The 18,434-nt window shown below is 68.9% G+C and carries 8 protein-coding genes and 2 pseudogenes; 8 read left to right on the top strand and 2 right to left on the bottom strand.

Annotation, left to right across the window (positions count from 1 at the left end; all coding sequences use genetic code 11):
- Positions 1-5: 5 nt before the first annotated feature.
- The 7 genes from A5659_RS12670 (at position 6) to A5659_RS12645 (ending at position 4,895) form a co-directional block, all read left to right on the top strand.
- The gene (locus A5659_RS12670) at positions 6-806 is read left to right on the top strand and encodes a CbbQ/NirQ/NorQ/GpvN family protein (RefSeq protein ID WP_066880796.1); all 801 of its coding nucleotides are present in this window, start codon (positions 6-8) and stop codon (positions 804-806) included.
- Positions 807-820: 14 nt separating this feature from the next.
- On the top strand, positions 821-949 hold the full coding sequence (locus A5659_RS28825; protein WP_255364641.1) for a hypothetical protein: 129 nt from the start codon (positions 821-823) through the stop codon (positions 947-949).
- Positions 946-1,641, top strand: coding sequence for a hypothetical protein (locus A5659_RS12665; protein WP_066869669.1), 696 nt, complete (start codon positions 946-948; stop codon positions 1,639-1,641). Before A5659_RS28825 ends, A5659_RS12665 begins: the two co-directional genes overlap by 4 nt.
- A gap of 12 nt (positions 1,642-1,653) precedes the next feature.
- Entirely contained in the window at positions 1,654-2,076 is a 423-nt protein-coding gene (locus tag A5659_RS12660) for a hypothetical protein (protein ID WP_066869672.1), read from the top strand.
- Positions 2,077-2,089: 13 nt separating this feature from the next.
- Positions 2,090-3,148: a dihydrodipicolinate reductase gene (locus A5659_RS12655; RefSeq protein WP_067181492.1), complete on the top strand. Its 1,059-nt coding sequence runs from the start codon at positions 2,090-2,092 to the stop codon at positions 3,146-3,148.
- Between the two features lie 9 nt (positions 3,149-3,157).
- Positions 3,158-3,574: a hypothetical protein gene (locus A5659_RS12650; protein WP_067181489.1), complete on the top strand. Its 417-nt coding sequence runs from the start codon at positions 3,158-3,160 to the stop codon at positions 3,572-3,574.
- A gap of 85 nt (positions 3,575-3,659) precedes the next feature.
- On the top strand, positions 3,660-4,895 hold the full coding sequence (locus A5659_RS12645; protein WP_067181486.1) for a cytochrome P450: 1,236 nt from the start codon (positions 3,660-3,662) through the stop codon (positions 4,893-4,895).
- On the opposite strand, the gene A5659_RS12640 is transcribed toward A5659_RS12645, so the two are convergent.
- The gene (locus A5659_RS12640) at positions 4,892-7,489 is read right to left on the bottom strand and encodes a sugar epimerase family protein (RefSeq protein WP_067181483.1); all 2,598 of its coding nucleotides are present in this window, start codon (positions 7,487-7,489) and stop codon (positions 4,892-4,894) included. The genes A5659_RS12645 and A5659_RS12640 overlap by 4 nt on opposite strands.
- 7 nt (positions 7,490-7,496) lie before the next feature.
- Positions 7,497-18,233, bottom strand: a pseudogene (locus A5659_RS12635) (SDR family NAD(P)-dependent oxidoreductase); the annotation flags it as partial.
- Between A5659_RS12635 and A5659_RS12630 the strand changes: the two are divergent.
- A pseudogene (locus A5659_RS12630) lies at positions 18,212-18,434 on the top strand (acyltransferase domain-containing protein); the annotation flags it as partial. The pseudogenes A5659_RS12635 and A5659_RS12630 overlap by 22 nt on opposite strands.

The following is an 18,434-nucleotide window of genomic DNA, read 5'->3' as shown; positions in this document are numbered from 1 at the left end:
AAGAGATGACCACCGAAACATATTTCGCCAATGGCAACGAAGTTCAGCTGTTCGAGCAGGCCTTCCTTCGCCACATCCCGGTGATGCTCACCGGCCCAACGGGCTGCGGCAAGACCCGCTTCGTCGAGCACATGGGCTCACTGTTGCAGCGGCCCGTGGTGACCATCAGCTGCCACGACGACCTCACCAGCTCCGATCTCGTCGGCCGCTTCATGGTGACCGGCGGCGACGTCGTCTGGACCGATGGCCCGCTGACCCGGGCGGTCAAGGCCGGCGCGATCTGCTACCTGGACGAGGTCGTCGAGGCGCGCCACGACTCCTTGGCGATCCTGCATTCACTTACCGATCACCGGCGGTCGCTGTATCTCGATCGCGCCGGCGAGGTGGTCAAAGCGCCCGCGCAGTTCATGCTGGTGTGTTCGTACAACCCCGCCTATCGCAGCTCGCTCAAGGAGCTCAAACCTTCGTTCCGACAGCGGTTCGCAACGCTGGCAATGCACTACCTGCCGCCCGACCGGGAAGCCGAGGTGATCGTCGCCGAATCCGGAATTCCGTTGGCTACGGCGAGGCGGCTGGTCGGATGCGCGGTCGCGATCCGCACCGCAGACCAAGCCTTCCACTTCGAACCGCCCTCGACCAGGGTGCTGGTCACCGCTGCCCACCTGATCGCCGCTGGCGCAACGGAATTGGATGCGGCCGACGCGTGCATACTCGCGCCACTGAGCACCGACGGCGCCGTCACCGACGGCCTTCGCGAAGTCGCGGCTGCCAGCCTGGGCGCCGCAGACGCATCGAGCAGTTCTTAGAAAGGAGCAACGGCATGGACAGACAAGAGCAGAAACGCAAGAGGGCGCTCATCGTCTTCCAGATCTTCATCTACGGCTACCTGCTGACCATGTTCGGCGTCCAGCTGTACATGTCGTTCGCGCGGGGGTGGTGGGACCTGTGAGCCTTGATGCCGCGCAGACGAATTCGGTCGGCCTCGAGGATCATCACGACGAATCGCGCCGGGCTCAGCGGCGTGCCGACAAGTGGATGATCGTCGGCGCCGCCCTGATGGGCATGTGGGCGCCTGGCCTGATCGGGTTCCCCATCTTCATGCGTGGGGTGTGGCTGCAACGCCAAGCCCTGCGCGACGGCCTGTCGGTCCGGCCGATGATCGTGACCCTGATCGGCTATCTCACCCTGATCGACGGCATGCTCAACAGCCTGGGCTGGGCCCTGGACCTGGTCGCCAACCACACGTTGATCAACCGCGTGCTGATGGTCGGCTGGGGCAACATGTTCGACGCCGGCTATTTCTGGCATTACAACGAGCTGTGGATCGGGGGCGCCGCCGGGCCGGGCGAGAAGGCCTACGTGGCGGGCCTGATCCTGACGGTGTTCTCCATGCGGGTGGCCGCCGCGATCGGCTTCTTGCAGATGAAGCGCTGGGGCCACCAGTGGATGGTGGTCACCTGCTGGATGGGCGTGGTGATCTGGTCGGCCTATGTGTTCAACATGACGATGTTCGCCGACGTGCGCTACGCCGGCGTCGTGTTCCCGGTCATCGGCTGGTGGCTCTACGACATCTTCTACATCACCCCGTTCCTCGCGATTCCGTACCTGCACACCGTCAATCGAGAAATCTTCTCCGACTAAAGGAGCCATGCCATGACCGCACCGTCGACCACCGACGACAAAGACCCGGCCGCCGGTCTCGAGCCCGGCACCACGCCGTACTACGCCCGCATGCACAAGTGGATCAAGCGCGCCGTGCTCGTATGCCTGGTGGCGCTGGTGATCGAAGGCGCCTTCACGCTGCCGTTCATGGCGGTCTACTACGGATACCCGACCCTGAGCCTCACCCAGATCTGCAGCGAGCTACTGAAGATCCGGTATTCCAACGACACTTTGGAGTGCAAGTACCCCTACCCGCCGTTCGGGCCGCCCGAGGGCGCCGAGGGCAAAGCCACCGCCCAGGACGTCTGGGGCATCCAGCCGATACCGAAGTATCACCGGCTGGGATTCCGCGAACTCGTCAAGATCCACAACGACAGGCTGGCCCGGCAAGCCCAGGCGGCGCCGCACCCATGAACGGACTGAACCGTTGATCCATCGGGTCGTTCAGTGGACGACGGGCAACGTCGGCAAGAGCTCGGTCAAGGCCATAGTCGCCAACCCGACGCTCGAGCTCGTCGGCTGTTACGCCTGGTCACCGCAGAAGGCCGGACGTGATGTCGGCGAGCTGTGCGGGATCGAACCGCTGAATATCAAGGCCACCAACGATATTGATTCGCTGCTCGCGCTCGAGCCGGACTGTGTGGTCTACAACCCGATGTTCGCCGACGTCGACGAGCTGGTCCGCATCCTCGGCGCGGGCATCAACGTGGTAGGCACCGCCGGGTTCATCACCGGGCACTACCTCGGTGCCGGACGCGAACGCATCGAACGGGCCTGCGCAGACGGCGGATCAACCATCTTCGGCAGCGGCATCAATCCCGGCTTCATCCAACTGTTCGCCATCGTGTCGGCGGGTCTTTCGGACCGGGTTGACAAGGTCTCCATGCTGGAATCGGTCGACACCACGATCTACAACTCGCCCGCAACCGAAATACCCATGGGCTTCGGCTATCCCATCGATCAACCGGACCTGCCGGCCATCACCGAGCAGGGCTCCGGCATCTTCGCCGATGGCGTGCTGTTGATCGCCGATGCGTTGGGCGCCGACCTCGACGACGTGCGCTGCGAGGTCGACTACGCCCAGACCACCGAGGATCTGCACCTGCCCGGGGACTGGACGATCAACAAGGGGTGCGTCGCCGGTGTGGACGTCCGCTGGAAGGGGATCGTCGCCGGCCGGGAGATCATCGAAATCCGCGGCCGGTGGCGCAAGGGCCAATCGCTGGACCCGGATTGGCCGCTGGACATGGGTTACACGATCGAGGTACAGGGCCAACCGACCATCAAGACCACGCTGAGTTTCCTTCCCCCACCGGACTTTGCGGGCCAGACCCTGGACGACTACATCATGTTGGGGCTGACCATCACCGCGATGCCAGCGCTCACCGCGATACCCGCCGTCGTCGCCGCCCCTCCCGGGATCGTCACCTACAACGACCTGCCGCTGCTGCTGCCGCGTGGGGTGCTGCGCGCCGATTCTCGATAGGAAACGCCGATGCCTGAAGAACCCTCGCTCCATCACGTCGTGTTCGCCGTGGCACCGGAACGACATGCCGCCGCGGCACAAATGTTCAGCGATCTGGGATTCGTCTTCGAGCCCCTGCAGCTAACCGAGCTCGGCCTCGATATTCACCTCGACTGGAGTCGGGGCATCGAGTTGATCAGCCCGATCCCGGGATCGACCGACGAGGTTGCCGTTTCGGTGACGGAGTTCTTGGAGCGCCACGGCGACGGCGTGTTCACCGTGGTGATCGGGGTTCCGGAAGCCGCTGGCGCCGACGCCGTCGCCGAACGCTACGGCGCGACAAGGCGATTCCGACAACACATGGAGGGCGAGGGCACCTACCTCGACGAAAACGACGTGTCGATCCTGGGACTGCCACTGACGTTCCTGGCGACCAACATCCCGTGATTGGAGACGTCATGGCTGGTTTCGGCGCCGACCGAAGTACTGCCAAAGCGCTACCGGCCGAGCTGATCCGGCCTAAGGAGTCACGATGACCGTCGACACCGCAGCACCGAGCGTCTTCGACGCCGACCTCCCGACGCTGCACTACGACATCACGGACACCGTGCACGAGGTCGCCCCGCGCATCCGCGAGGTGCGCACGCGGTCGCCGATAGCCATCGGGCCGCTGGGACCCGAGGTGCTCGGCTACGAACTCGCCCGCGGGATACTTCGCGATCCCCGGTTCGTTTTCCCGCCCGGCATGCACATGACCGCTCGCGGGATAACGTCGGGCCCGCTCTATGAACGGGTCCTCGGCACCATCCTGGGCATGGAAGGCGAGGAACACCGACGGCTGCGCGGTCTGGTGTCCAAGGCCTTCACGCCGCGGGCGTCGGCGCGCCTGGAAGACACCATCGACACCGTGATCAACGAGTTGATCGACCAGGTCGCCTCAGATGGCCGAACGGGCCGATGCGACTTCGTCACCGACATCGCCCGGCCGTACCCGATCCCGATCATCTGCGCGCTGTTGGGCGCGCCCCCCGAGGATTGGGAGCAGTTCTCGCTGTGGGCCGAGGACATCTTCAAAATCGTCAGGTTCGACTCCGACCTGGCGAACGAGCAGCACATCGTGATGCGGGCCTGGGACGAGTTCGACGCCTACATCGACGACATGATCACCGAGCGGCGGGGCCGGTTGACCGACGACTTGATCTCCGAACTGATCCGCGCCCAGGATGACGGCGACCGGCTGAGCAACGCGGAGATGCGCATGCTGGCGTTCAGCATTCTCAGCGCCGGCACCGACACCACCCGCAATCAGCTGGCCGCGTGCATGCACGCGCTGTGTGACCATCCCGATCAACTGGCGATGTTGCGCGACGATTCCGGCCTCGCGATGCGAGCCGTCGAGGAATGCATGCGCCACTCGCCGGCGGTCTGCACCACCCTGCGCACCGTCCTGGACGACGTCACGTTCGCGGAATACACGTTTCCGGCGGGCACCTTCATTTCGGTGAATACCTTTGCGGCCAACTGCGATCCAGAGGTCTATCCGCACCCGGACCGGTTCGACATCACCCGCGAGGAGCCGCCGCCCATTTTGACGTTCGGCGGCGGCGCCCACTATTGCCTGGGCGCCAATCTCGCCCGAACCGAACTCGCCGGGGCCCTCAAAGTCATCGCCCGGCGCATGACCAATCCGCGCCGCGTGGCAACGGCACGCTGGAAACCGATGCTGGGATTGAGCGGGCCGGTGGAGCTGGAGATGGAGTTCGACTAGCTCAGCGCGTCGTCCGCGGCCAGCTCGAGCACGCGGATCTCGCCGGTGGCTCCGTCGACCTCCACCATGGCTCCCTGCGGCAGTGCCTTGGTGGCGCCCTGGACGTCGACGACACACGGAAACCCGAATTCGCGGGCCACCACCGCGGCGTGCGACATCGGACCGCCGAGTTCGGTCACGACGGCGGCGGCGTAGCAGAACGCCGCGGTGTACCCGACGTCGGTGACCTCTGCGACAAGGATCTCACCGGGTTGCAGGTCGTCGATGGTCTCGGGCCGCACGATCCGCACCCGGCCGCGCACCCGTCCCCCGCAAACGCCGACGCCACGCAACGTGTCCCCGCTGGCCAGCGCGTCCGATGAGGTCGCGGTCGGCTGCCAGCTTCCGCTGAAGACGGTCGGCGGCGCCACCGCGACCAGCCGACGTTGTTCGGCCCGGCGCCGGGCCACCAGCGCGCCGACATCCGCGGGGAGCGCGTCGAGTTCGTCGACGAGCAGATAGAAGACGTCGTCGGCGGCGGTGAACACCCCGGCCTCGACCGCCCGACGTCCATATTCGCGAAGCAGCGTGCGTAGCACCCAGTTGGCCCGCACCACCTTGTCGCGGCGGACCTCACGGTCGCGCAGTTGCTGGGTGGCCAGAGCCGCAACGGGCTTGGCGTGCAACGGGATTCGGGACCGCTGCGGCTGCGGCGCGGACGGCGCGCTCATCGCCCTGGTCACCATCCGCACGAGCAACTCGGGATCGTCGGCGTAGCTGGTGGACAGCATCTCGAGCTCGGCCGGACCACGGTGGCCGATGAGCGCCAGCTCGTCGCGCAGGGCGGCATGGAATTCCGGCGCCTCGACGGCAAGCTTGTCCAGCCGGTCGCCCGGTTCGGCCAGCAGCGCCGTGACTTTCGGATCGCGCTGCGCGGCGACCACCAACCGCTGCATCGCCTCGACCGAACGCGCGCTGACCAATTCCGGTCCGCCGGGCGCCGCGATCTCGCGCCCGCACAAACCACGCAGCAGCACGTTGAACGCCGCGCACAGCAGGAACGAGCCTGCCGCCAGCACCCAGCCGTGCACCACCTGGTCACGCGCCAGTGAAATCAGGCTCAGCAGCCGACGATCATCGAGCCCGGCGAGGTCGCCGCCGGCCAGGCGTTCCAGGCGATCGACGTCGGCGACGAACTCACGGGTGTCCAGCGGCGCGCCGGCGGACAGGCCGATCAGGTTGACGCCGAACACCCCGATGTTGCGGATGGTCCGGAGTTGCCTGCGAATTCGGCCGGTGTCGGAGTGCGGATGCTCCTCACTGAAGATCGGCAGGGCGGCCATGCTGGGGCCGAAGAACCCGCTGTTGCTGACCACCGTCGTGGGCTTGACGAAAGGCACCGTCTCGGCCATGAAGTGCGCGGTCGTGATGGCGCCGTAGAGCCGGTGGGCGAACACCGCGACCATGCGCATCGCGATTTCGCGCTGGATCGTCCCGCCGGGCCGCAACCGCTCGGCGACGCACACGGCGCTGGCCCGCAGTCCGCGAACCGTCGCCGACGCCGACGCCGGCGAAAACGGGCCGGGCAGCGCCTCAGACAAATTCGTGGCCAAGAAGGTGGGAAAACGGGGGTCGATCGGCGTGTCGAATTCCCCGTTATCCCCCGCTGCGCCCGCCCAAATGGGCTTGACGCCGTCGCCGCTCGGCGCGTCCACCGACGGGAGGTCCTGGATGTTGGCCAGCCGCCACGGCAGCGCAATCACCCGGGCGCCCACGGTCACCCGGCCGCGCACCGCCAGCGCGAAGTCCTGGACGCATTCGCCCGATTTCCACGCCGGCCGGAATGACCATTCGCTTGTCAGCCGCGAGGTGTCCATGAGCGGGGTCCCCCGCACCAGTCGCAGCTCAGCGGGCTCGAGGCCCAGGCGCACGACCGGCCGGTGCAGCGCGGCGGCGAGTTGCCGGAAGGTCAGGTCGCCCGATGCGGCGAGATTCACCGGCCCGCCCGGGGTTTCGGCATCGACGATCGCACGGTTGAACAGCCGGAGCGCGTCGTCGAGGTGGACCACCTGCATACCGCGATCGGCCGACCGGTGCGGGAACGCCGGTAATGCCAGCAGGCGGCGCACCCAGTTGTCGACGCTTCGCCCCAGGATCAGCGCGGAACGGATCGCGACCCATTCCGCGCCCGATTCCGCGAGCAGTTGTTCCACTTCGGCCTTGAGTCGGCCCTCGGCGCTGACCGGGGCCGTGGCGTCGTCTTCGGCCTTCGGTCCTTCTCCCCCGCCGTACACATGGGCCGACGACGCGAAAACGATCCGCCTGGAACCGGTCTCGGCCATCGCGTCGAGCACGTTGCGGGTGCCACCGATGTTGACCTGGTCGTCGTGTCCGGAACCTCTCGCCCACGCGAAGTGGGCGACGACGTCCGCGCCGGCCAGGGCGCGTCGGACCGCGTCGGCATCGCGGATGTCGGCCGCCACGAAATCCGCTGCGCTCGGCCAGCTTTCGGGGCGGTGACGGGCGATCCCTGCGACGTCGTGGCCCTGGCTGAGCAGCCGAGTGGCGAGGCCGCGGCCGAGCACGCCGCTGGCCCCCGTGACCGCGATTCTCACGTCATGCCTACTCGTCGTCGTCGCGCAATGCCGCGTTGACCAGAGCGTCGAGGTCCATGTCCGCGATGTCCTTTTCGGTGGTCACCGTGGCGGCCTGCGCGGCGCCCTCGGCCTCGCTCGCCAACGCCAGCAGCAGCTCCAGCACACCGGCCTGCCGAAGGCGCTTGACCGGAATGGACCCCACGACGCGTTGAATCTCGGCTTCGCCCGGCGCGGCCGCCGCCGCGGGTTGGTCCGACGATCCGAGTAATTCGCGGTACATGTAGCCGGCCAGCGCGGCGGAGTTCGGGTAGTCGAAGATCAGCGTCGGTGAAAGCGCCAGCCCGGTCGCGGCTTTGAGCCGGTTGCGCATCTCCACGGCGGTCAACGAGTCGAAACCGAGTTCCTGGAACGCCCGGTCCGGATGGATTGCCTCCGGGCTGGAGCTGCCCAGCACGGTGGCGATGTTGGCCCGCACCAGATCCAGCAGGATCGCCTGCTGCTCGTCCTCGGGAAGACCTTCAAGGCGTTGCAGCAGAGCAGATTTCGACTTGGCGGCGGCCAACGAGTCATCGACCTGACGCCGCGTCGGGGCGTTGATCAGATCGACGAACATCGGTGGCAAGGTGCCGCCATCGAACTTCACCCGCAACGCCGCGAGGTCGATGTGGGCGGGCAGCATGAACGGCTCGTCGACGATGAGCGCGGTGTCCATCAGCTCCAGCGCCTGGTCCGACGACATGGCGACGATCCCGTCACGCCCGAACCGCGCGCGGTCGGCCGCACCCAGGCCACCGGTCATGGCGCTGGCCTGATCCCACAGACCCCAGCCCAGCGAGATCGCCGGCAGCCCGTGCGCCCGCCGGTGGGCGGCCAACCCGTCCAGGAACGAGTTGCCGGCCGCGTAGTTGGCCTGCCCCGACGCGCCCGCGAGCCCCGCGATCGACGAAAACATCACGAAGGCAGCGACGTCCAGGTCGCGGGTCAACTCGTGCAAGTTCCAGGCCGCGTCGACCTTGGACCGCAACACCGACTCGATCCGGTCGGGGGTCAGCGACGTCACGACCGCGTCGTGCAGGACGCCGGCGGCATGGATCACCCCGGTCAGCGGGTGCTGCATCGGGATTTCGGCGATCACCTTGGCCAGGGCCTCGCGATCGGCGGCATCGCAGGCCACCGTCTCCACGTGCGCACCGGCCGCGCTCAACTCGGCGACCAGCTCCGCGGCGCCCGGTGCGTCCAGGCCGCGGCGGCTGACCAGCACCAGATTCCGCGCACCGTGACGGGTCACCACGTGTCGCGCGACCGCCGAACCGGCCATGCCGGTGGCGCCGGTGATCAGCACCGTGCCGGCCGTCCACGCGTCCGGCATCGTCATCACGACCTTGCCGACATGGCGGGCCTGACTCAGGTAGCGCAGCGCGGCGGGCGCGCGTCGCACGTCAAACCTGGTGACCGGCAACGGCCGTAGCACATCCTCGCCGAACATGGCCGCCAGCTCGTCGAGCATCTGGGCGATGCGATCCGGCCCCGCCTCGAACAGGTCGAAGGCGCGGTAGCGCACCCCCGGGTGGTCTCGGGCGACGACCTCGGGGTCACGGATGTCGGTCTTGCCCATCTCCAAGAAGACCCCGCCGGGCTTCATCAAGCGCAGGGACGCGTCGACGAAATCACCGGACAGCGAGTCCAGGACGATATCCATGCCGGCCATGCAGGTGACCGCGCGGAACTTCTCCTCGAATTCCAGGCTGCGCGAGTCGGCGATGTGATCGTCGTCAAAGCCCATGTCGCGCAACGTGTCCCACTTGCCGCGGCTGGCGGTCGCGAACACTTCCAGGCCGATGTGCCGGGCCAGTTGCACCGCGGCCATGCCGACCCCACCGGCGGCGGCGTGCACCAACACCCGCTGACCGGGCTTGGCGCCGGCCAGGTCCACCAGCGCGTAGTTCGCCGTGGCGAACACCACCGACGCCGTCGCGGCGGCGGTGTGTGACCAGCCGGGCGGCACCTTGACGAGCAGGCGCTGGTCGGTCTTGGCGATGGTCCCGGTTCCGTCGGGGAACAGCCCCATGACGCGGTCGCCGACGGCGAAACGCCCGTCGGGCGCGGCGGTTTCGATCACCACACCGGACGCCTCGATGCCCATGATGGCCTCGGGGTCGGGATAGAGGCCCAGCGCGATCATGACGTCACGGAAGTTGGCCGCGATGGCCGACAGCGCGACGCGCACCTGACCAGGACCCAACGGCGCGTCGGCGTCGGGAATGCGCTCTATCCGCAGATTTTCGATGGTGCCGTAGCTGCTCATGCCGAGTCGCCACGGTCCCTCGTCCGGGGGCAGCAGCAGGCCGCCGACGGCGCGGCTGCCGAGCACTCGGGCGGTGTAGACCGCGCCGTTGCGCAGTATCGCCTGCGGCTCGCCGAGCGCCAGCACCGCTGCTATCGCGTCGGAGTCCAGCGGGGCGTCCGTGTCGACGAGCACGATTCGTCCAGGGTGCTCGGTCTGCGCCGACCGCACCAGCCCCCAGACCGCCGCGCCGGCCAGATCGGTGACGTCCTCCCCCGGCAGCGTCATCGCGCCCCGGGTCGCCACCACCAGGGTGCCCGCGCCCTCGCGGGACAACCACGACTGCAGCACGGGCAGCACCGCGCGCGTCGCCGCGTACACCTCGGTGATCACGTCGCCGGACACCGGTGCCGATTCGAACAGCACCGCCGAGCGCTCGGCCGAAGGGTCACCCAATTCCTCTGCGCCCCAAGCGGACACCGACACCGGCTGCGTCGCCGAATGCGGTTGAGCCGACCAGATGACCTCGAAGAGCCGGTCCGGTCCCGAATTCGACACGGCGGCCAGCAACTGCTTGTCGGTGACCGGGCGGGCCACCATCGACGCCACCGAGAGCACCGGAAGCCCCAGCCCGTCGGCCAATTCGATCGACACCGCCGACGAACTCACCGGTACGATCCGCGCGCGGACCGCCCCCGCGCCCGCGGCGTGCAACGACACCTGTTGCCAGGAGAACGGGACCAACATCGAGCCCTCGGGCAGTTCGTCGCTGTCGGACGCCAGCATCACCGCGTGCAGCGCCGCGTCGAGCATCGCCGGATGGACGCCGAACCCGGCCGGCGACACCCCGGCGTCGGCGGGCAGCGCCACCTCGGCGAAGACCTCGTCACCGCGGCGCCACATCGATGTCAGGCCGCGGAACGCCGGCCCGTAGTCGTAACCCCGCTCGGCCAATTGCTCGTATCCGTCGCCGACATCCACCGCGACCGCACCCACCGGCGGCCACGCCGACAGGTCCGCGCCCGGCTGCACCGAACCCGCCCGCAGCACGCCCTCGGCATGTAAGAACCAGCCCGAGCCCGCTTCGGCGCGCGAAAAGACCGACGCCGCACGGGCGCCCGATTCGTCCGGGCCGCCGACGACGACCTGGACCGCGACCGATCCGCCGGCGGGCAGCACCAGCGGCGCGGCCAGATTGAGCTCATCGACGACGCCGCAGCCCACCTCGTCGCCGGCGCGGATCGCCAACTCGACGAATCCCGCACCGGGGAACAGCACCACACCGCCAACGGCGTGATCGGTCAACCAGCCCTGGGTGCCGGGCGCCAACCGGCCGGTCAGCACCACTCCGCCGGTGGCCGGCAGTTCCACCACCGCGCCCAGCAGGGCGTGTTCGCTGGCCGCCAGGCCCAGGCCCGCGGCGTCGGCCGGGGCGCCGTCGGCGGAAAGCCAAAAGCGGCGCCGGTCAAAGGTATACGTGGGCAGCTCGACCAGGTTGGCTTCGAAACCGGGCCCGCCCAGCGCACCGCGCCAGTCCACGTCCATCCCGGCGACGAATCCCTGCGCAACGGCGTTGACCAGGGCGACCGGCTCCGGTCGATCCTTGCGCAGCGCGGACATCGTGGTCACCTGGGCCGCCGAAGGGTCCAGGGCCAGCGATTCTTCGATGGATGCCGTCAGGCCGCTGCTCGGTCCGACCTCGAGGAAACGGGTCGCCCCGGCCGAGCGCACGAACCGCACGCTGTCGGCGAACCGCACCGCCTCGCGCACGTGCCGCTTCCAGTACGCCGGCGATGCGAAGTCGTCACCGGCCAGCTGACCGGTCACGTTGGACACGATCGGGATGGTCGGCTTACCGACGGCCAATCCGGCCGCGACGGTGCCGAATTCGTCGATCATGGGATCCATCAACGGGGAGTGGAACGCGTGCGAGACCGAGAGCCGATGCACACGGTGGCCGTCGACGCGGAGCCGGTCCGCGATCGCGATCACCGCGCCTTCGGCGCCCGAAATGACCACCGAGGTCGGCCCGTTGACCGCGGCGATGCCGACGTCGGCTTCTTCGGCGGACGCCAGCAGCGGCCGCACTTCGTCTTCGGTAGCCTGCACCGCGACCATCGCGCCGCCTTCGGGCAGCGCCTGCATGAATCGACCACGGGCCGCGACCAGCACCGCGGCGTTCTCCAACGAGAGCACGCCGGCGACGTGGGCGGCCGCCAGCTCCCCGATCGAGTGGCCCATCACGAAGTCGGGGCGCACGCCCCAGGATTCGAGCAGCCGGAACAGCGCGACTTCGACCGCGAACAGCGCGGGTTGCGCGAATTCCGTGCTGTTGAGCAGGTTTTCGTCGTGCCCCCACATCACCTCGCGCAGCGGGCGAAGCAGGTGCCGGTCCAGTTCGGCCACGACGGTGTTGAACGCCTCGGCGAAGACCGGATAGCCGGCGTGCAGTCCCATTCCCATGCCCAGCGTTTGGGAACCCTGGCCCGGGAACACGAAGACCGTCTTGCCTGCGGTCACGGTGCCACGGATGACCGAACCGGCCAGGTCGTCGGCGGCAAGCTCGTCCAGGCCCGCCAGCAACGGGTCGCGATCGCTACCGACGACGACGGCGCGGTGTTCGAAGGCCGACCTGCCGGCCAGCGACCACCCCACATCGGCGATGTCCGCCTCCGGGTGGGCGCGCAGGTGGGTCGCCAACCGGGCGGCCTGAGAGTGCAACGCGGACAGCGATTTTGCCGACACCGGCCAGGCCACCACCGGCGCCTTGGGTCCGTCCGCGGCGCGCGGCGGCTCGATCGGCACGGCCTCGACGATGACATGCGCGTTGGTGCCGCTGATGCCGAACGACGACACGCCCGCCCGGCGCGGCCGGTCGCCCGGCCACGGTTGCGCCTCCGTCAACAACGACACCGCGCCCGCCGACCAGTCCACGTGCGGACTCGGCTCATCGACATGCAGTGTGGCGGGCAACATTTCGTGGCGCATCGCCAGGACCATCTTGATGACGCCGGCCACCCCGGCGGCGGCCTGCGTGTGGCCCATGTTCGACTTGATGGACCCCAGCCACAGTGGCTGTTTCCCGGGCTCGGCCCTCTCTTGCCCATAGGTCGCCAGCAGCGCCTGGGCCTCGATCGGGTCACCCAAAGTGGTTCCCGTCCCGTGGCCCTCGACGACGTCCACGTCGGCCGCCGTCAAGCCCGCACTGGCCAGCGCCGCGCGCACCACCCGCTGCTGCGAGGGACCGTTCGGCGCGGTCAGCCCATTGGAGGCACCGTCCTGATTGATGGCGGAGCCCCGCACCATGGCCAGCACCGGATGCCCGAGGCGCTGCGCGTCCGACAGGCGCTCCACCACCAGCATGCCGCCGCCCTCGGAGAATCCGGTGCCGTCGGCCGCACCCGCGTAGGCCTTGCACCGGCCGTCCTCGGACAGCCCGCGCATGCGGCTGAACTCCACGAAGATATCGGGGGTGGCGTTGACGGTGACGCCGCCGGCCAGGGCCAGGTCGCACTCCCCCGAGCGCAGCGACTGCACGGCCATGTGCAGCGCCACCAACGACGAAGAACACGCCGTGTCCACCGACACCGCCGGGCCCTCCAGCCCCAGCACATAGGACACCCGGCCGGACGCCACGCTCGACGACTGCCCGGTCAGCCGGAAACCCTCGGCGGTCGGTGCGGCGCCCATGCCATAGCCCTGCGTGTATACGCCGGCGAACATTCCGGTGGCACTGCCGCGGAGCTTGCCGGGGTCGATTCCGGCTCGCTCCAACGCTTCCCAGGACAACTCCAGGAACATGCGCTGCTGCGGGTCCATCGACAGCGCCTCACTGGGCGGAATGCCGAAGAAGCCCGGATCGAAGTCCGCGACGCCATCGACGAAGCCGCCGGTGCGGGTGTAGCAGGTGCCCGGCACGTCGGGATCCGGGTTGTACACGCCGGCCAGGTCCCAGCCGCGATCGGTCGGGAAGTCCGAGAGCACGTCACGGCCCTCGATCAGCATGTCCCACAAGTCGTCCGGCGAAGTTACCCCACCCGGATAGCGGCAGGCCATGCCGACGATAACGATCGGGTCGTCGTCGGTGGCACGCGCGACCGGCGCGTGCTTGACCTCTTGCGGCAGCCCCGCGAGCTGGGTGCGGATGTAGCCGGCCAGTCCGTTGGGCGTCGGGTAGTCGAAGATCAAGGTGGGCGAAAGCGCAAGGCCGGTGGCGGTTTTGAGTCGGTTGCGCATTTCGACCGCGGTCAGGGAGTCGAATCCCAACTCTTGGAAGGCCTTGTCGGGATCGATCGCCTCGGCGGTGGTGTTCCCGAGCACGGTGGCGATGTGCGATCGCACCAGGTCCAGCAGCACGGCGTGCTGCTCGGCGTCGGACAGCCCGTCCAGGCGATGCGCCAGCGCCGACTTCGATTTAGCGGCGGCCAGCGAGTCGTCGACCCGGCGGCGCGTCGGGGCGTTGACCAGATCGGTGAACATCGGCGGCACCGCGACCGCATGGGCCCGCAGCGCGGCGAGGTCGATGCGGGCCGGCGCCAGGAACGGCTCGTCGACGATCAATGCCGTGTCGAACAGTTCCATCGCCTCGTCCGAGGACAGCGCCAAGATCCCGTCGCGGCCGAGCCGGGCGAGGTCGGCGGCGTCCAGTCCGCCGGTCATGGCGCTGGCCTGATCCCACAGCCCCCAGGCCAGCGAGATCGCGGGCAACCCGTGCGCCCGCCGGTGTGCGGCCAACCCGTCCAGGAACGCGTTCGCCGCTCCGTAGTTGCCCTGGCCCGAAGAGCCCACCAGGCCGGCCATCGACGAAAACATCACGAAGGCGGCCAGATTCAGGTCGCGGGTCAACTCGTGCAAGTTCCACGCCGCGTCGACCTTGGCCCGCAATACCGCGTCGACACGCTCCGGTGTCAGCGAGGTGATCGTCGCGTCGTCCAGCACGCCGGTCGCGTGAATCACGCCAGATAGCGGCCGCTGCGCCGAAATGTCGGCGATCACCCGCGCCAGTGCCGCCCGATCGGCGGCGTCGCACGCGACCACGCGCGCGCGGGCTCCGGCGGCTTGCAGCTCGGCGATCAACTCGGCGGACCCGGGGGCGTCCGGACCGCGCCGGCTCAGCAGCACCAGGTCTTCGACGCCGTGGTTGGCCACCAGGTGACGGGCCAGCGTCGAACCCGCCATGCCGGTGCCGCCGGTGATGAGCACGGTGCCGGATGCGAGCCCAGAAGGCAGAGTCATGACAACCTTGCCGATGTGCCGGGCCTGGCTCAGGTAGCGCAGCGCGGTGCGGGCGCGCCGCACATCAAAGGTCGTGACGGGCAACGGTTTCAGCACCCCAGCGTCGAACAGCCCGGCGAGCTCGTCCATCCACTGATGCATCCGCGGACGGCCGGGCTCGAACAGGTCGAAGGCGCGGTAGCGGACACCCGGGTAGTCCTGGGCCACCACACCCGGGTCGCGGATGTCGGTCTTGCCCATCTCCAGGAACACGCCGCCGGGAGCGACGAGCCGCAGCGAGGCGTCGACGAATTCGCCGGCCAGCGAGTCCAGCACCACATCCATCCCGGCCATGCCGGTCCTGCCGGTCACCGCCCGGAACTTCTCCTCGAACTCGAGGCTGCGCGAATCCGCGATGTGGTCGTCGTCGAAGCCCATGGCCCGCAACGTGTCCCACTTGCCGCGGCTCGCGGTCGCGAACACCTCCAGGCCCAAGTGCCGGCCCAGCTGAACCGCGGCCATGCCCACGCCGCCGGCGGCGGCGTGCACCAACACCCGCTGCCCGGGCTTGACGTCGGCCAGGTGGATGAAGGCCATGTAGGCGGTGGTGAAAACCGCTGAGATGCCGGCCGCTTCGGCATAAGACCAGTCGGCGGGCTTGTGCTGCAGCAGGCGGACGTCGCCGGGCACCAACGTGCCGCTGCCGTCGGGGAAGAAGCCGTAGACCGAATCGCCGACCGCGAACTCGGTGACTCCCGGCCCGACCTCGACCACCACGCCGGCGCCCTCGCCACCGAGCAGGGCGTCGTGGGTGAACATGCCCAGGGTGATCATGACGTCGCGGAAGTTGGTGGCGATGGCACGCAGCGCCACCCGAACCTGGCCCGGTTCCAGCGCGGCACCGGCGTTGGGAACGGGCTCCAGCTGCAGGTTTTCGAAGGTTCCCGCGCTGCTGATGCCCAGCCGCCACGGCCCGTCAGCCGGGGGCGTCATGACGCCGTCGACCGCGCGGCTGCCGCGCACCCGAGCGGTGTACGCCTTGCCGTCACGCAGCAACACCGCCGGCTCGCCGACGGCCAGAACGGTCGCTATCGCGCTATCGTCAAGCGCCGCATCGGAATCCACCAGCACGATGCGGCCGGGATGCTCTGTCTGCGCCGAACGCACCAGCCCCCACACGGCCGCGCCGGCCAGATCGGGGACGTCCTCCCCGGCCAAGCCCATCGCGCCATGGGTCGCGACGATCAGCACCCCGGAGTCATGCTCGGTGAGCCACGACTGCACGGCCGCCAGTGCCCGATGGGTGCGCTCATACGTTCCGGTAACCGGATCTTCGCCGGCCGCAACCGATTCGAAGACCTCGTGCACCGGCGGCTCGGCGTCACCGGCGGCCGTGGTCGTAGCGGGCGACCACACCGCCTCGAACAACCGGTCCGGGCCCGAAGCCGACACGGCCGCGCGCAGCTGCCGCTCGCTCACCGGACGCGCGACCATCGCGCGCACCGACAGCACCGGCAAGCCCAATCCGTCGGCCAGCTCGATCGAGACCGCCCTGGACAGGGTCGAAGCGGACTCGGGCGCCGATGCCGGGGCGATGCGCACGCGCACCGCGGACGCCCCCGCCGCATGCAACGACACGCCCTGCCAGGAGAACGGCAACACCACTTCGTCGGTCTGGCCGGCTATCGGGTGACTGACCACCAGTGCGTGCATGGCCGCATCCAGCAAGGCCGGGTGGACGCCGAACCCGTTGACGCCGCCGGCGGCGTCGGGCAGACGCACCTCGGCGAACACCTCGTCGTCGCGGACCCACGTCGCCGTCAGGCCCTGGAAGGCCGGGCCGTAGCCATAGCCGCGCGCCGCCAACTGCTCGTAGCCGTCGGCCGCGTCGACCTTGACGGCTCCCGCCGGCGGCCAGGCCGACAGGTCCGCACCCGGCTCGACCGAGCCGGGGCTCAGCGTTCCTTCGGCGTGGCACACCCAGCCCGAGCCGGTGTCGGGGCGCGAGAAGATCGACACCGCGCGCTGACCGAACTCTTCGGCGGGACCCACCACCACCTGCACGGCGACCGAGCCCGACCCGGAATCCTCGGCGGGCAACATCAACGGCGCCTGCAGCGTGAGTTCGTCGACCGTCGAGCAGCCGACTTCGTCGCCGGCGCGAATCGCCAGCTCCACGAAGCCGGATCCGGGGAACACGACCGTGCCGGACACGGCGTGATCGGTCAGCCAGCCCTGCAGACCCGGCGACAAACGACCCGTCAGGACGACCCCGCCCGAGGCCGGCAGCTCGACGACGGCGGTCAACAGGGGGTGCCCGCTGGTGCCGAGCCCCAAGCCCGACGCGTCCGCCGAGATGCCCTCCCCGGAGAGCCAAAAACGCCGCCGATCAAAGGCATACGTCGGTAGCTCGACGAAGCCCGCGCCGCCCAGCGCGCCGCGCCACTGCACGCTGACCCCCGCGACGAATGCGGTGGCGGCCGAAGTCAGGAATCGCTCGAGTCCCCCGTCCTCGCGGCCCAGGGTGGGGACGACGATGGCCTCGGTGTCACCCGGCAGGCTGTCGTTGGCGGTGTCTTCGATGCCGGCGACCAAGGCGGGGTGTGGACTGGATTCGATGAATGTGCGGTATCCGTGTTCGCAGGCGCTGCGGACCGCCTGGTCGAACTGCACGGTCTGCCGGATGTTGCGGTACCAGTACTCGGCGTCCAATCCGGCTGTGTCCAAGCGGTTTCCGGTCACGGTGGAGAAGAACGCGATGCGCGTGGAGCGCGGTTCGATGCCGGACAGCACCTCGGCGAGGTCGGTGCGGATCGCCTCGACCTCAACCGAATGCGAGGCGTAGTCCACGTCGATGCGCCGGGTCCGCAGCTCGAGGTCGGCGCAGAAGCCGACGAGCTCGTCGAGCGCGGCCACCTCGCCCGACACCACGACGGCCGAGCGGCCGTTGACGGCGGCGATGCTGACTCGGTTCCCGTACGGCGCCAACAGCTCCCGCGCCCGTTCGGTGCTGCAGGCGATGGACAGCATGCCGCCGGGGCCGGCCAGCGACGTCAGCAGCTTGCTGCGCAACGTGACCACCCGGGCGGCGTCGCGCAGCGACAGCGCGCCGGCGACGTAGGCGGCCGCGATCTCGCCTTGCGAATGGCCGATCACCGCGTCGGGGTTCACCCCGACCGACTTCCACAGCTCGGCCAGCGACACCATCACCGCGAAGAGCACCGGCTGCACAACGTCGACGCGGTCCAGGCTCGCAATGGCTGGGCATGGCAATCGAATTGCTGGACACCGCACCGGTATTCGCACAGCAGATCCGGGAGTGTGAAGAGGCCTTCGCCGAATTCGTCGACTGGTCGCTGACCGACGTGCTTCGCGCCGCGCCCGGCGCTGCGAGCCTGGACCGCGTCGACGTTGTGCAGCCGGTGCTCTTCGCGGTGATGGTGTCGCTGGCCGAGCTGTGGAAGT

Source organism: Mycobacterium sp. 1165196.3 (assembly GCF_001673415.1).
Lineage (GTDB): Bacteria > Actinomycetota > Actinomycetes > Mycobacteriales > Mycobacteriaceae > Mycobacterium > Mycobacterium europaeum_A.
The sequence above is the reverse complement of the archived record's forward strand: the minus strand, read 5'-3'. Positions and strand labels throughout refer to the sequence as shown.